This is a genomic window from Microbacterium sp. C7(2022) (assembly GCF_028823665.1).
In the GTDB taxonomy this organism is placed as follows: domain Bacteria; phylum Actinomycetota; class Actinomycetes; order Actinomycetales; family Microbacteriaceae; genus Microbacterium.
In genome coordinates this window covers 37,723-52,298 of sequence record NZ_JAPEHV010000006.1, presented here as the reverse complement: position 1 = coordinate 52,298, position 14,576 = coordinate 37,723, and the positions used below count along the sequence as shown (strand labels likewise).

Sequence of the window (14,576 nt, the reverse complement as noted above, 5' to 3'; positions counted from 1 at the left end):
CACGCTGATGGGCTTCAACAATCCGTCAGTGCCATGGTCAGAGATGGAGCGCATCCTCAGTGATCGTCGCCGTCCGGGTGGTCCGCCGGCCGGGGTCGATGGCGGCGACAGCCCCGCGTGGTCGCATAAGCGCGGACCGTACGTCGCGCCGAGCATCGAGCGTCCCGAAGAAGCAGTTCCCTATGCCGAGCTTCATGCGCACTCATCATTCTCGTTTCTCGACGGGGCCTCCTCGCCGGAAGACCTCGTCGAAGAAGCTGAGAGGCTGGGTCTGCACGCGCTTGCGATCACCGATCATGACGGGTTCTACGGCATCGTCCGCTTTGCGGAGGCGGCCGAAACGCTGAGCCTCAAGACTGTGTTCGGGGCCGAACTATCGTTGGACCTTCCCGCACCGCAGAAGGGGCATCCCGAACCAGCCGGTGCGCACCTGCTCGTGTTAGCTCGAGGCGAGGAGGGATATCACCGGCTCGCAAAGGCGATCACGCACGCTCAATTGCAGGGTGAGGAGAAAGGGCGGCCGGTCTACGACCTCGGCGAGCTCGCCGACCAGGGGGCGGGCTACTGGGCCGTGCTCACCGGTTGCCGCAAAGGCGCCGTGCGACAGGCGCTGGAGGCAAGAGGCGCCGCCGCAGCCGCCGGTGAACTCGATCGACTCGTCGATCTGTTCGGTCGAGACTCGGTGTTCGTCGAACTGATCGATCACGGCAATCCGCTGGATGCTCGGCACAACGACCTGCTCGTCGGGCTCGCACGAGAGCGCGGGCTGCCCACGCTCGCAACCAACAACGTTCATTACGCGGCCCCCGAGCGACAGATGTTGGCAGCCGCGGTCGCCGCGGTGCGTGCGAATCGCAGCCTCGACGAACTCGACGGATGGCTCCCCGCGCACGCGAGTGCGCATCTGCGTAGTGGAGCCGAGATGGCGGAGCGGTTCGTGCGGCATCCGGATGCCGTTTTTCGTACCGTCGAACTGGCTGACGAGCTCGCCTTCCCTCTGCGCCGGGCAAAGCCCGCGCTGCCGAAGCTGCCGGTGCCCGACGGCCATACCCCCATGTCGTGGCTTCGCCACCTGGTGTGGCAGGCGGTTCCGCGGAAGTACCCCGATCTGAAAGAGGACGATCGCCTTCGGATCGAAAAAGAGCTTGGGGTGATCGAGATGAAGGATTTTCCCGGGTACTTCCTCATCGTCTACGGCATCGTGCAAGAGGCGCGGCGGCGCGGCATCCTGTGTCAAGGCCGAGGGTCGGCAGCCAATAGCGCGATCTGCTACCTGCTCGACATCACGGCTGTCGACGCGATTGCTTACGACCTGCCTTTCGAGCGGTTTCTCTCGAGCCTGCGTGATGAAGAACCTGACATCGACGTCGACTTCGATTCGGATCGACGAGAAGAAGTCATCCAATGGGTGTATTCCACATATGGGCGTGAACGCGCGGCGCAAGTATCGAACGTCATCCAATACCGACCGAAGAACGCGGTGCGTGACATGGCGAAGGCGCTCGGGCACTCGCCCGGCCAACAGGATGCGTGGTCGAAGCAGATCGAAGGGTGGGGCGGTCTGAAGACGCTGGGCGATCACAACATTCCCGGCCAGGTGATCGAATTCGCGGCCGAACTGTTGAAGGCACCGCGGCACCTCGGTATCCACTCGGGAGGAATGGTTCTCACCGACAGGCCGGTGGGTGAGGTGGTGCCCATCGAGCACGCGCGCATGGAGAACCGCACGGTCATCCAGTGGGACAAAGACGATGCCGCGTGGATGGGTCTGGTGAAGTTCGACCTTTTGGGACTCGGGATGCTGGCGGCGCTGCAGTACTGCTTCGACATGATTCGCGCGGCGACGGGGGAAGAGTGGGAACTTTCGACCTTGCCGAAAGAAGAGCCCGCCGTGTACGACATGCTGTGCCGTGCCGACTCGATCGGCGTATTCCAGGTCGAGTCGCGGGCCCAAATGGGCCTGCTTCCACGCTTGCAGCCACGGCGCTTCTACGACTTGGTGATCGAGATCGCGTTGATTCGTCCCGGTCCCATTCAGGGTGGCGCCGTGCATCCCTTCGTCAAGCGCAAGTTGGGGCTTGAGGAAGTGACTTATGCGCACCCGAAGTTGAAGCCGGTGCTCGAGCGCACCTTGGGAATCCCGGTCTTCCAAGAGCAGCTCATGCAGATGGGCATGGCCGTAGGGGGACTCACCGGAGAGGATGCTGATCTCTTGCGCCGTGCGATGGGATCCAAGCGTGGCATCGAGCGCATCGATTCGCTGAAGGCCAAGCTCTATGCGGGGATGGCCGAGAACGGTCTCCTAGGTGACGATGCTGACGCAATTTACGCGAAGATCCAGGCATTCGCTCACTTCGGCTTCGCCGAGTCGCATTCGCTGTCGTTCGCACTGCTTGTGTATGCCTCGTCGTGGATCAAGCTGCATTACCCCGCAGCGTTTCTGGCAGGACTTCTGCGGGCGCAGCCGATGGGCTTCTATTCGCCGGCGTCGCTCGTCGCCGATGCCCGTCGTCACGGCGTGCAGGTGCGTCGCCCTGACCTGCTGCGCTCGGGAGTGGAGCCGCTCCTTGAGCCCTTGCTCGAGGGGGACGCGTCACCGCGTGAACCCACGGGGCGAGCATCGTGCGCGTCGCGCACGCAGCCACCCACGGGAGAGTTCGACGCGAACGCGCCGGACGAGTACGAAGCGCATCGTCGCGACGGGCACGTCGCGGTACGCCTGGGACTCGCGGCAGTCAAAGGCATCGGGCGTGCCGTCGCACAGCGCATCGTGGATGCGCGGGAGAGAGATGGTGATTTTCGCGATCTTCGCGATCTGGTGCGGCGTACCGATGTGAGCGAGGCCCAGATCGAGGCGCTTGCCACCGCGGGCGCATTCGAGTGCCTGGGGTTGTCCCGGCGCGAGGCGATCTGGCTCGCGGGGGCTGCGGCGCAGGATCGCGCACACTTTCTTCCAGACACGGTGATGGCCGTACAGCCCCCGCTGTTCACGGATCAGTCGAGCTACGAAAAGCTCGCGGCCGATCTCTGGGCAACAGGGATCTCGACCGATGATCATCCGATGACCCACTATCGATCGGCGCTCGATGCGCGCGGAGTGATCACCTCGCGCGGGACGCGCACGCACGAGAGCACCAGGCGCATCGAAGTGGCGGGGCTCGTGACACACCGGCAACGCCCGGCGACGGCATCCGGAATCACCTTTCTCAACCTCGAAGACGAACACGGACTCGTGAACGTGATCTGCTCGACGGGGGTGTGGAACAGGTATCGGCGAGTCGTGCGCGATGCGCCAGCGCTGATCGTCAGAGGCATTCTCGAACGCTCACCCGAGGGCGTGACGAATCTGCTGGCCGATCGGTTCGAAGACCTTCAGGTGAGCGTGCACCATCAATCGCGCGATTTTCGCTGATGCTCGACGCGCGCGTGTCGATCGTGCCAGGCTCGACCCATGAGTAACGCACAGCGATTCCTCGATGGCTACCTCGATGCGTGGCGCACGAATGACGGTGACAGTATCCGTGCACTTTTTACCGAAGACGCCACCTATCGCGGCAGCGCGCGGCACCTCGACCCTGCGACGGGAATCGACGCGATCGTGGCACTCTGGGATGAGGAGCGTGATGCCCCCGAGACCTGGAGCTACTCGGGTGGCGTCGATCTCGAGACACCGGGACACGCCGTCATTCGAGGGACGACCACCTACACTGACGGGGTCAAGGCGGGAGCGTATGCGAACGTCTGGCTCGTGCGCTTTGATGAGTCAGGGAAAGCATGCGAGTTTCAGGACTGGTGGTTTCCGCAGGAAGCATGAGAGCGGGGGAGTAGGCATGCTCGGCAAATTTTCGGTCAGCAACCAGATCCTCTTCGACCAGCGTCGCTAGGCCGCGGTGACCGAAATCGACATGGCCCGTATCGCGGCCGGAAGCGTCACGCTTCACGACGCGCGACGCAAGGTGCAACGCAGGGTTGAGCTGGAGTCGTTCGAGATCGGCGTCTTCCCCGTCACCGAAGAGCAGCTCGCCGAGATCATTGGCGAGAACGCACGCTACCCGCGCCGCCCAGCCGCTGACGTGTCATGGCTGCGCGCCATCCGATTCTGCAATGCCGCATCAGAATGGGAAGGCTTCGACCCGGCGTACACGTTCGACGGCGAAGACGTGACGTGGCACATCGATTCCGACGGCTATCGTTTGCCCACCGAAGCAGAGTGGGAGTACGCCTGCCGTGCGGGTTCCACGGGGCCGCACTATGGTCCGCTCGCCGAGGTCGCGTGGACCAGCGCCGATGGTGTCACGGCGCCGCAGGATGTCGGGGCAAAGCTCCCGAATCTGCACGGGCTCTTCGACACGCTGGGCAACGTATGGGAGTGGTGCTGGGATCTCCTCGACCCAGCGCGCTACGACTCGTACCGTGTCTTCCGCGGAGGAGGGTTCGCCGATGACGCCTGGAGTGTCAGGGCATCGACCCGCCGCGGAGGTGCTCCCCGCATGCATCACGATGACGTCGGGTTTCGTGTGGCGCGCGGCGGATTCGATGGGATGGATGCCGCGCAGGGCTGGTCCGCAGTCGCCGACCAGCAGCGGGCAGACACGGACGGTCCGCTGCCGCTGGGCTGGACGCCGCGGCGCTGACAGGAATGTGTCTCCGTGCCGGGCCGGTGTGCGAGGGTCGGTAGACTGGGTCAGGCCAGCCTCTGTAGCTCAATGGAAGAGCAGTTCCGTCCTAAGGAAACGGTTGGGGGTTCGAGTCCCTCCAGGGGCACTCGCGTGAGGGCTCAGATGTCGAGGATGCCGTTCTGTGCCGCACTGGCCGGGGGAAGACGGCGCGTGTCCAGGTCTTCCATCAAGTGCACCGAGGCGTACAGCGGTGGGATGACCCGGCCGGCTTCGTCGAACACCCCTAGCGTGCGGCGCATCCGACCATCCGCGTAGTGAGGATGCGTGAACGAGACCTCGACGCGAGTGTCGGGCCACGGGCCGATCGCCACCACCCGCGGCATGCTCAGGCCGTCGGAGAGAGGATGCGTCTCGCCGGCGTCGCCGTGCCAGAACGAGTCAAGGTCGCCAAACTCTTTGATCACGGCATCCACGGCACTTCTGATCTCATCGTGCGTCAACGTCACAAGGTCCCACGCGACGCTCGGGGCGGGCACGGGTGGATCGATCTCGTGTGGCGACAGACGCATCATCTCATCGAACATCGCATGCTCGCCGATCGCCTCTGCCTCATAGTCGCCAACCGCGATCGATGTGGGCAAGTGCCCTGCGGGGAGAGAGATTCGCGTGTACTCGTACGAATAGGACGCTCCTCCGAACCCGTCGCGTTTTGCGCGGGGCTTTCCTGAATAGAACGTGAGGTGCGCGGCATCCCCATCGACAGAGTTCATGGCGAGCGCGAGCCTTCGGTCTGTGGCGAGCGCGTGCATGGTCCCGTCGACATCGAGCACGTGAACGACTGCCTGGCATGTCCATGCGCGGTCGTCGCGCGGGTCCGGAAATGTCGCGTCGGTGAGCCAGAGCCCGTGGCATGTCGCACCCGCCGCCTGGCGAGACGGCACCCGGACGAAGCGCGTCACTTCAGCGCAGGGGTTCACGTGGATGGCCGCCCCGGTGCCCTGGTCGGGGTGCGGCGGTTCGGACTCGTCCGGCGCATAGAGCACCCACGCACCGGTGGGTGAGGCAAGGATCGTCGCAGACACACTCCGCGAACCGACATCGAGGTCGCTCCATGTCGCGGTGAGGGTGGTAGTTTCCGCTGCGCGAACCACCGCGACGGGGGAACGTGTGCTCAGCTGAATGCGGGTCGTGCCGACGCGACACTCGACCCACCGGTGTGGCGGCCGGGTCATGGGGTTCCGTCTTTGCCCGCCTCAGTCGAGCCGCTGGCACCCGATTCGACATCGGCGGGCTCAGGCGTCGCGCGCGGTCGCCCGCCCTTGCGGCTACGGGCTTCGACGATCGGTGCGATCTCTTCGATGTCTGCGGCCAACCAGACCACGCCCCGCGCGAGCGGCGCGGGTAGCACCGACGGCACGCCGCCCGTCGCCCCCGCATCGCGGTGGGTCAACCACACGCGTACGGTCGACTCGGAGACCCCGAACCTCGCGGCGACATCGGCAACGGTCATGACTTCGGGACGATCTGTGGGCATGAGCGCATGTTAGCGGCCGGGCCGCACATACGCAGAGGGCCCCGCACAGCGCGGGGCCCTCTGTCACATCTTGCGAGCTATGCCGCGCTCAGCGCGAAACGCACGGATCCGTCGTCGCCGACCTCGGCGTCAAGCACTCGGTCATCCAGCGCGGCCGCTGCTGTGGCGTCGAGGAATACCCGCGCGCCTTCCGTCACGACGACAGTGTCTTCTGACTCGGGTGCCGGAGTGACGCTGAGTTCGAACCCGGTTTCGGCTCCCGTATCGCGGATGCGAACGCCGCCGTCATCGATCTGCGGAACGCGGGCGACGATGGTCTTGACGGCTTCAGCCGCGGTCGGGGTCAGGGTGAGCATTGCTTTCTCCTTCGGTTCGCGGGTTGCGGACCGGCCACGATTCCGAGAATTCACGCGACTCGCAACCGGAGACCGCGCCGAATCACGTTATTCACACCGGATACGGAGGTTCGCGAGGGGAGAGCGCTCAGTGAGCAGCCTCGTAGGCTTCCATGACGGATGCCGGAACTCGGCCTCGTTCGGAAACCTGATGCCCGTTTTCTTTTGCCCATGCACGCACGGCGGAATAGTCCTGTTGGCCGCTGCGGCGACGCGAACGCGGAGTCGGACCGGAATTTGCCGTGCGGGATGACGTCACGCGGCGTCCCGCGTCAATATAGGGCGCGAATGCCTCGCGCAAAGCGGTGGCGTGGGCCTGGGTGAGGTCGATCTCATACGCGGTGCCGTCCAACGAAAAGGTGACGGTCTCGCCGTCGCCTATTTCGAGGATTGTTCCATCCAGATCATCGACGAGTTGGTGCACAATTCTTCGGGCCATAACGTCACCTTAGGGGATTACGGCAACACGCCAGCGCGTCGTGCCGCCGCGACAGCAGAGTGCCGCGTGGTGGCATCCAATTTCGACATTGCCGTTTGCAGGTAGGACTTCACCGTGGCTTCCTTGAGTCCGAGGCGTGTGCCGATTTCGGCATTGGTGGCGCCGACGGCCACGCACGCCAGGACATCGACCTCGCGCGGAGACAGCCGGATTTCCGGACGCGGGGGCATCGTGTGATCCGACGACAGCACAGCGAGGCGCTGTTCAATCTTCGCGAGCTCGGCGCGCAACGCGGCGTCGCTGATTCCCGCACTGACCCGCCGCAGCTCGGCGTAGCTGCAGCGAAGCTCTTCCCTCAGCGCCGGCGGCATATCGGTGCGCGCCGGCATACGGTTCACCCGCCGCTCGACTTCATCGCTGATCCGTAATTCGGTAGCCAGCTCGTCTGCCACCGCGATCGCCGGGCGAGCAACGACGTCTCCGACGGGCGATTGCCCCCACGACCCGCAGTACAGCACGCCGCGCGCATTGCCGGCGACCATGATCGGCACGGCAAAGAGCGTGGCGATCCCCTCGCCCAAAATAACGGTGTCGTAGTCGTGGGTAATTGCGCGGGAAGAGGCGTAGTCAAGGGCGAGCCGGGGGCGCTTCTCGACGAATGCGCGCCCGCCGAGACCCCGTGAGGCTTGCACGACGAGGCCATCGAGGTTGCGGGTGCGGGCGCCGCAAATCGACGTGATGTGGATCGCGCCCTCGGTCTCGAGCCCGCCGAACGCGACGGGAAACCGCGTGCGGCGCGCAAGCTCAGACACGGCGTGTGCGACCAGTCGAGGCGCATTGTCGGGGGGAGACGGCGTGATCACACGCACTACCTACTTCCGGGGGTAACGGCTGCGGTGCCGCTTTCGTAGCGTCGACCATACCACCCGGTTGGTCTCGAAAGCGGCTCTGACCGGGGAACCCCCACCGGCGCGACGTTGCGCCCTTTCATGAGGCAAGGAGGCCACATGTCAGATACCCCCCACGCTACCCAACCGCCGGGCGGCATCGATTATGTCGAAGTCGAGGAATCGCCCGAATTCGTCGAACTGAAGAAGCGTCAGCGCAGCTTCGTGTTTCCGATGGCCGTGGCGTTCCTCGTCTGGTACTTCGCTTATGTGCTGATGTCGTCTTTCGCGACCGAATTCATGTCGCAGCGCGTGTGGGGTGATATCACCGTTGGACTGTTGCTCGGGCTTGGCCAATTCGCCACCACATTCATCATCACGATGGCGTACGTGTCCTTCGCCAATCGCCGGCTGGATCCGCTGTCGAGCAAACTGCGCGATGAACTCGAGCAGAAGGAGAACGCGGCATGAATGAGTTTTTGGGCAGTGTCGATGCCGCCGTTCAGACCGTGGAAAACAATCCGATTCTGAACATTTCGATCTTCGGCGCTTTTGTCGCCGTCACGCTCTTCATCGTGATCAGGGCAAGCCGGAACAACAAGACGGCGGCCGACTACTACGCTGCTGGTCGCTCGTTCACCGGGCCGCAGAACGGGTTCGCGATCGCCGGAGACTATCTGTCGGCCGCGTCATTCCTCGGAATCTGTGGCGCCATCGCGATCAACGGATATGACGGCTTCCTGTATTCGATCGGCTTCCTTGTGGCGTGGCTGGTCGCGCTGCTTCTCGTGGCGGAGTTGATGCGTAATACGGGCAAATTCACGATGGCCGACGTCCTGTCGTTCCGCCTCAAGGAGACGCCGGTTCGCATGGCGGCTGCCATCACCACGCTCGCGGTGTGCTTCTTCTACCTGCTCGCGCAGATGGCAGGCGCGGGAGGACTGGTCTCGCTACTGCTGGGCATCGGCGACCAGGTCGGGCAGTCCATCGTGGTTGCGGTGGTCGGCGTGCTGATGATCGTGTACGTGCTCGTCGGGGGAATGAAGGGCACCACGTGGGTGCAGATCGTGAAGGCATTCCTGTTGATCGGCGGCGCCGTCGTTATGACGATCTGGGTGCTCGCGCTCAACGGATTCAGCCTTAACACGCTCCTCGAAAGCGCGGTCGCCGCGTCGACGACTGACCCGCAGGACGCCATCCTGGGTCCGGGCGTCCAGTACGGGGCCAAGCCCTGGGACTTCATCTCCCTGGCGCTGGCGCTCGTGCTCGGCACCGCGGGCCTGCCGCACGTTCTCATGCGCTTCTACACCGTTCCCACCGCGAAAGAAGCACGACGCTCGGTTGTCTGGGCGATCTGGCTCATCGGCCTGTTCTACCTGCTCACTCTCGTCCTCGGTTATGGCGCAGGCGCACTCGTCGGCCCGGAGACGATCAAGGAGGCACCGGGCGGGGTGAACTCCGCCGCACCGCTCCTTGCATTTGCTCTGGGCGGCCCGCTGCTCCTCGGCTTCATTTCTGCGGTCGCGTTCGCGACGATTCTGGCCGTGGTCGCAGGGCTCACGATCACCGCGGCAGCATCGTTCGCGCACGATATCTACGCGAACGTGGTGAAGAAGGGCAACGTGCCACCGGACGGGGAGGTCAAGGTCGCGCGGCGGACAGTCATCGTGATCGGCGTGCTGGCGATCATCGGTGGGATCGGGGTCCAGGGCCAGAACGTCGCCTTCCTGGTGGCACTGGCGTTCGCGGTCGCTGCGTCGGCAAACCTGCCGACCATTCTCTACTCGCTGTTCTGGCGTGGATTCACCACGCGCGGCGCGGTGTGGAGCATGTACGGCGGGCTTGCCGCAGCCATCGTCCTGATCGTGCTCTCCCCGGTGTTCTGGGGCACGCCGACGAGCGTATTCAAGGACGTCGGCGTGGCGATCTGGCCGCTGAACAACCCGGGCATCGTCTCGATTCCGCTCGGATTCTTCTTGGGCTGGCTCGGCTCCGTGCTGTCGAATAAGAAGGAAGATCCACGGAAGGCGGCCGAGATGGAGGTGCGCTCGCTGACCGGCTTCGGTGCCGAAAAGGCGACGGACCACTAACCAGGCGGGGGGAAATGCGGCCCGGACGGCGGGTGTCGTCCGGGCCGCATCACGTGCGTGACGAGTACCCCTGCTCCACGTCGATAAGGAACTGCTTCACCTCAGGCCGTCCGCCGTATTCGCCGAGGGAACCGTCGGCGCGGACGACGCGGTGAACAGGAACGACGATCGAGAACGGCGTCGTCGCGCACGCCGTCCCCACGGCTCGGGCCGCGCGAGGGCTACCCGCAGCGATCGCCACTTCGCCGTAGCCCGCGGTCTCCCCATAGGGAATGTCGCATACCGCCTCGAGTGCGGCGCGGGTGAAGCCGCGCACGTTACTCCAATCCAAGGCGACATCGAACGTGTCGCGCTCGCCGGCGAAGTATTCGTCGAGTTGCGCGGCGGCCTGGGCACACGTGCTGTCGTTTGCGTCTTCGTTGTCCGGTTCGAGCGGGGCGCGCACGGCCAGTGATACGCGGGCAATTTCGGCGTAGAGCGGCCCCTCGAATGGATGCAAGGTGACCACACCGTGATCGCCGGCCACGATGATGATGTCGCCGACGGGGGAGGGGTGTACCCGATAGCGGAAGGAGGTGGAGAGCGTCATGTGCCCATTGTGAGGGGGAAGTGGCATCCGCTCGCTTCAGGTGGGATCTTTGTGCGCTCCGCATTGGTGGCTCCTTCCTGGGGAGGAGGGGGCCCGCGGGATGCCACCCAATACCGCGAAACTCCCTTCGCCTGCAAGTGCTCCACGCATTGCGCGCCTAGGGTTGCTCGTGTGTGGCGAGCAGAAGGCAGCGTCGTGATAGGCGCAGATGAGGCCGAGGTGGTGGCAGTGGTAACACCGAGTGACCTCGGCATTGCTGACCCCGACGCACGGGTTGTGCACGTGGCCGACACCGAACGCGACCGACTCCGTCAGGAAGCGGCTCAACTGGGCGGACGCTCCACGTTGCTGCATTTCTCCGACGTGGATGATGCGGCGATCGAGATCACCAAAGCCCACCCGGGGAGCCTGCCGCAATTCATCACGGGGCGGTCGACATTGCTGTCGGGGCTGTTCCGCGACGAGGTTGCGCTCCGGAACGCGCGGTTGGCGGCAGAGCGAATCACCGCCAAGAACGTCGAACTGCGGACGACCCGCGGCATCGACTCCGTTCGGCTGGGCGTGGGGTTCGCGAAGTGGAGCATCGGGGGAATGGCCTGCACGGCGCCCGTCTTGCTACGCCCGTTGCGGATTCGCCGCCACCATTCCGACTTCGAGCTGAAGCTCGAGGGTATCTTCACCGTCAACCCCGAACTCATTCGCGCACTTCGGGTTCATTTCGGAATCGAGATCGATGCCGCTGGTCTCGCCGCCCTCGCCTATGACGGCGGCATTTTCAAGCCTCAACCGGTGATCGACCACCTCCGCGCGATCACCGCCTCGCTCCCGACGTTCGTCGTCGTGCCCCGTCTCCTTGTGTCGACGTTCGCAGACGTTGCCGGAGCCATGGCTCGCGACGTGACTGATCTCGATCATCCCGTGCTCAACGCGCTCGCAGGTCACGCCGACGACCGTGAGACCGTTACGACGGTGCGCGATGTCCCGGCCCCGACACCGCTCGACGAGCGCCCACCTGCCGCCGACACGCTCCTCCTCGACGCAGATTCCGAGCAAGAGCGCGTGTTGAATCGCATCATTGCGGGGCAGTCTCTTGCGGTGCACACGTTGCCGGGCACCGGCGGCACGCAAACTGTGATCAACGCACTGGGGGCTCTTGTTCGCGAGGGCAAGCGCGTCATGGTGGTCAGTCCGCGCCGTTCCACGCTCGATGGCGTACGCCACAGGCTCGCCGGAATTGGTCTTCCTGCGCTCGCGCTGTCCCCGGGCGACCTGAAGCGCGATCTGATCCGCGCAATCGGGCGCAATGAGAAGGCTCAGGCGCCCAAGGTTGCCGAGGTTGACGATGCGCTCGTGCGGCTGCGAGGGGTGTTGCGCGACTATCGCGGAGCGGTCACCGCGCGGCATCCCGAACTCGGTGTGTCGGTGCTCGAAATCCTGCGAGCGCTCGCACTGCTCGCCGAGCGGGACACGCCGCCCTCGACGACCGCGCGCTTCGACCTCAGAGCGTTGTCCAAGCTCGCGACGACGCGACAGGACGCGGCGTCGACACTCGCGGCGGCTGCGCGGTTGGGGGAGTTCCGCTTCGGACCCGACGACTCGCCGTGGTACGGCGTGTCGTTCGACACCACCGAGCAGGCGCGTGCCGCACACGCGCTGGCCGGAAAGCTGCACCGCAGCGACGTTCCGACGCTGCTCGAACGCGGATATGCCCTGGTCTCGCGTACGCACATGCGCCCGTTCACCACCATTGAGGAGCTGGGCGAGTACCTGACGCTTTTGCAGGGAATCCGCGACTCTCTGGATCGCTTCAGCCTGACCGTTTTCGAGCGGCCGCTGGGGGAACTGATTCACGCGCACGGCCCGCGCCGTGACGCGCCCTCGATGAGTGGGGCAAATCGCCGTCGCTTGCGTCGACTGTCGAAAGAGTATGTGCGCCCGGGGGTGCATATCTCCGACATGCACGACGCTCTGCTGCGCATCCAACATCAGCGCACGCAGTGGCAGCGATTCGTCGACGCGGGCGTCGTGCCCGACGTGCCGGCGGGTCTCGCTGATACTCACGTGGCGTGGCAACGGGTCGTGGCCGACCTCGACGAACTCGACCGCACCTTGGGGCGCACAGGCGCCGACCGGTTCGTCGCTCTTCCCGTCGCCGATCTCGTGCGAACGCTGGCAGCCCTGGCAGCAGATTCGGACGTGTTCGACAATTTGGTCGAACGGGCGACCCTCCGGGACGAACTCGACGCACTCGGCTTGGGCCCGCTGCTCCAAGAGCTCTCAGTACGACACGTGCCCGAAGATCACGTGGCTGATGAGCTCGAGTACGCGTGGTGGCAGTCAGCGCTCGAGCACCTGTTGCGCACCGACCGCACCTTGCTGGGCGCGAACACCGCGATCGTCGACCGCCTGGAGCGCGACTTCCGCCTTGTCGACGAGGCGCATGCCGCTGCATCCGGTCACCAGCTTGCTCACCGACTGGCCACGCAATGGCGTATAGCCATCGTCGACTTCCCGGACGAAGCGGCGGCGTTGAAGACAGCCCTGAAGTCGGGTGCCGCGACGGCACGGGAGCTGTCCCGTGTCGCTCCGAGTCTGCTGCGATCGCTTGCGCCGGTGTGGTTGGCGTCACCGTACGATGTGCCGCGCCTTCCCGACGAGCCGTTCGACGTCGTCATCGTGGCCGATGCAACATCGCTGTGTTTGGCAGAGGCGGCGCCAGCACTGCGGCGTGCCCGCCAGGTCGTGGTGCTCGGTGATCCGGTGACGCAGAAGCCGACGCCTTTCACTGTCGCTGCAACGCCCACCGCTGAGCCGAATGAACATGATCTGCCGTTCGACAGCATCAGCGTGTTCGAGCGCCTGGCCGAACTGCTGCCGGTGGAGACGCTCACCCGCAGCTACCGTGCTGGCGGGGAGGATCTCGCAGAACTGGTGAACGACGCCTTTTACGGTGGGGAGATTGTCTCGTTCCCGTGGGCGGGTTCGTACCTCGGCAGGGGAAGCCTCACCGTCGACTACGTCGAAGGCGGAAGCGGGGCGCCCGACCCGATCAGCGGCGCGGTCGAGAGCCCCGACGCCGAGGTGCGGCGCGTGGTTACTCTCGTGGTCGAGCATGCCGTCAACCGCGGCAACGAGTCGTTGATGGTGGTCACGGCCAGTCGAAAGCATGCCGAGCGCGTCCGCGCCGCCGTTGATGCGGCCTTCGCGGGCCGTAGCGACGTGGCGGATTTCGTGGGACGCGAGACCGCAGAACCCTTTGCGGTGCTCACCCTCGACGAGTCCGTGGCCGAGAGCCGCGACCGTGTGATCTTCTCGCTCGGGTTCGGCCTCACCAAGCACGGCCGAGTGCTCAGCGACTTCGGCGCCCTCTCGACCCCTGATGGCGAGCGATTGCTGACTGTGGGAATGACGCGCGCGCGTCGGTCGATGGTCATGGTTTCGTCGATCCGCCCCTCAGCGTTCGATGAGGGTCGACTCGAGTACGGTGCGGCGACGCTCATGTCGATTCTTGGCAATCTGGCCAGCCGCGCCCGCGACGCCCGGTTGGAAGACCTGGCTGATCCCCTCACGCGCGGTCTGGCCCGCGAACTTCGGCGGTTGGGACTGTCTGTCGATGTGCACTACCGCGGCATCCTGCCGCTCGTCGCTCAGTACGACGGCAAAGCGGTCGTTGTGGAGAGTGACCCCGAGACGATCGGTGAGTCGTTGCGCGAGGCCCTGCGCTTGCGCCCCCAGATCTTGCGTAGGCTCGGCTGGCACTACGTGCGTGTCCACTCGTTCGACCTCTACAGCGACACGGCTGCCGTGGCATCCCGCATCGCCGCACTTCTGGGAGTGGCTCCCGAAACGCCCAAGGCCGACAACGATACGCAGCCGCTCGATGTCTTCGAATGAGCGGCAACGCATTGAGCGGGTCGCGGGGGCGCGTCGAGCAAAGCTGACACCAGCACCCGGGACGACCGCAGAACCTGCGCCGGCAGATGAACGAGAATCGGATGCCGCGTCCCGACCGTCAACGGCGAA

At 65.0% G+C, this 14,576-nt stretch carries 12 protein-coding genes and 1 tRNA gene; 7 read left to right on the top strand and 6 right to left on the bottom strand.

The annotated features are described in order from the left end of the window. Window positions 1–7: 7 nt before the first annotated feature. The 4 genes from ON062_RS10600 to ON062_RS10585 all read left to right on the top strand — a co-directional run bounded on the left by ON062_RS10600 (window position 8) and on the right by ON062_RS10585 (window position 4,764). Window positions 8–3,412, top strand: coding sequence for an error-prone DNA polymerase (locus tag ON062_RS10600; protein ID WP_274647112.1), 3,405 nt, complete (start codon window positions 8–10; stop codon window positions 3,410–3,412). Between the two features lie 39 nt (window positions 3,413–3,451). After that, window positions 3,452–3,814 carry a nuclear transport factor 2 family protein gene (locus tag ON062_RS10595; RefSeq protein WP_274647111.1) on the top strand — a complete coding sequence of 121 codons (363 nt, stop codon included), beginning with the start codon at window positions 3,452–3,454 and terminating at the stop codon, window positions 3,812–3,814. A gap of 76 nt (window positions 3,815–3,890) precedes the next feature. Further along, entirely contained in the window at window positions 3,891–4,634 is a 744-nt protein-coding gene (locus ON062_RS10590; protein WP_274647110.1) for a formylglycine-generating enzyme family protein, read from the top strand. A 58-nt stretch (window positions 4,635–4,692) separates the two neighbouring features. Beyond that, a tRNA-Arg gene (locus ON062_RS10585) sits at window positions 4,693–4,764 on the top strand. Window positions 4,765–4,777: 13 nt separating this feature from the next. On the opposite strand, the gene ON062_RS10580 is transcribed toward ON062_RS10585, so the two are convergent. The 5 genes from ON062_RS10580 to ON062_RS10560 form a co-directional block, all read right to left on the bottom strand. Continuing rightward, window positions 4,778–5,851: a hypothetical protein gene (locus tag ON062_RS10580; protein WP_274647109.1), complete on the bottom strand. Its 1,074-nt coding sequence runs from the start codon at window positions 5,849–5,851 to the stop codon at window positions 4,778–4,780. Further along, complete coding sequence (locus ON062_RS10575) at window positions 5,848–6,153, bottom strand: AlpA family transcriptional regulator (RefSeq protein WP_274647108.1); 306 nt, start codon at window positions 6,151–6,153, stop codon at window positions 5,848–5,850. Before ON062_RS10575 ends, ON062_RS10580 begins: the two co-directional genes overlap by 4 nt. 77 nt (window positions 6,154–6,230) lie before the next feature. Continuing rightward, window positions 6,231–6,509, bottom strand: a complete 279-nt coding sequence (locus ON062_RS10570; RefSeq protein ID WP_274647107.1) for a Fe-S cluster assembly protein HesB — start codon at window positions 6,507–6,509, stop codon at window positions 6,231–6,233. A gap of 127 nt (window positions 6,510–6,636) precedes the next feature. Then, window positions 6,637–6,987, bottom strand: coding sequence for an Lsr2 family protein (locus ON062_RS10565; RefSeq protein WP_274647106.1), 351 nt, complete (start codon window positions 6,985–6,987; stop codon window positions 6,637–6,639). Window positions 6,988–7,004: 17 nt separating this feature from the next. Then, window positions 7,005–7,850, bottom strand: coding sequence for a LuxR C-terminal-related transcriptional regulator (locus ON062_RS10560; RefSeq protein WP_274647105.1), 846 nt, complete (start codon window positions 7,848–7,850; stop codon window positions 7,005–7,007). A 144-nt stretch (window positions 7,851–7,994) separates the two neighbouring features. Between ON062_RS10560 and ON062_RS10555 the strand changes: the two genes are divergently transcribed. After that, window positions 7,995–8,345 carry a DUF485 domain-containing protein gene (locus ON062_RS10555; RefSeq protein WP_274647104.1) on the top strand — a complete coding sequence of 117 codons (351 nt, stop codon included), beginning with the start codon at window positions 7,995–7,997 and terminating at the stop codon, window positions 8,343–8,345. After that, window positions 8,342–9,964, top strand: coding sequence for a cation acetate symporter (locus ON062_RS10550; RefSeq protein ID WP_274647103.1), 1,623 nt, complete (start codon window positions 8,342–8,344; stop codon window positions 9,962–9,964). The genes ON062_RS10555 and ON062_RS10550 overlap by 4 nt, the downstream gene beginning before the upstream one ends. 49 nt (window positions 9,965–10,013) lie before the next feature. On the opposite strand, the gene ON062_RS10545 is transcribed toward ON062_RS10550, so the two are convergent. After that, entirely contained in the window at window positions 10,014–10,553 is a 540-nt protein-coding gene (locus ON062_RS10545; protein ID WP_274647102.1) for a methylated-DNA--[protein]-cysteine S-methyltransferase, read from the bottom strand. Window positions 10,554–10,751: 198 nt separating this feature from the next. Between ON062_RS10545 and ON062_RS10540 the strand changes: the two genes are divergently transcribed. Further along, complete coding sequence (locus ON062_RS10540; RefSeq protein ID WP_274647410.1) at window positions 10,752–14,447, top strand: AAA family ATPase; 3,696 nt, start codon at window positions 10,752–10,754, stop codon at window positions 14,445–14,447. The last annotated feature ends 129 nt before the right edge of the window (window positions 14,448–14,576 follow it).

Coding starts and splice junctions, on each gene's coding strand:
- ON062_RS10600 (WP_274647112.1), top strand. CDS start 8: ATGGGCTTCAACAATCCGTCAGTGCCATGGTCAGAGATGGAGCGCATC.
- ON062_RS10595 (WP_274647111.1), top strand. CDS start 3,452: ATGAGTAACGCACAGCGATTCCTCGATGGCTACCTCGATGCGTGGCGC.
- ON062_RS10580 (WP_274647109.1), bottom strand. CDS start 5,851: ATGACCCGGCCGCCACACCGGTGGGTCGAGTGTCGCGTCGGCACGACC.
- ON062_RS10575 (WP_274647108.1), bottom strand. CDS start 6,153: ATGCCCACAGATCGTCCCGAAGTCATGACCGTTGCCGATGTCGCCGCG.
- ON062_RS10570 (WP_274647107.1), bottom strand. CDS start 6,509: ATGCTCACCCTGACCCCGACCGCGGCTGAAGCCGTCAAGACCATCGTC.
- ON062_RS10565 (WP_274647106.1), bottom strand. CDS start 6,987: ATGGCCCGAAGAATTGTGCACCAACTCGTCGATGATCTGGATGGAACA.
- ON062_RS10555 (WP_274647104.1), top strand. CDS start 7,995: ATGTCAGATACCCCCCACGCTACCCAACCGCCGGGCGGCATCGATTAT.
- ON062_RS10550 (WP_274647103.1), top strand. CDS start 8,342: ATGAATGAGTTTTTGGGCAGTGTCGATGCCGCCGTTCAGACCGTGGAA.
- ON062_RS10545 (WP_274647102.1), bottom strand. CDS start 10,553: ATGACGCTCTCCACCTCCTTCCGCTATCGGGTACACCCCTCCCCCGTC.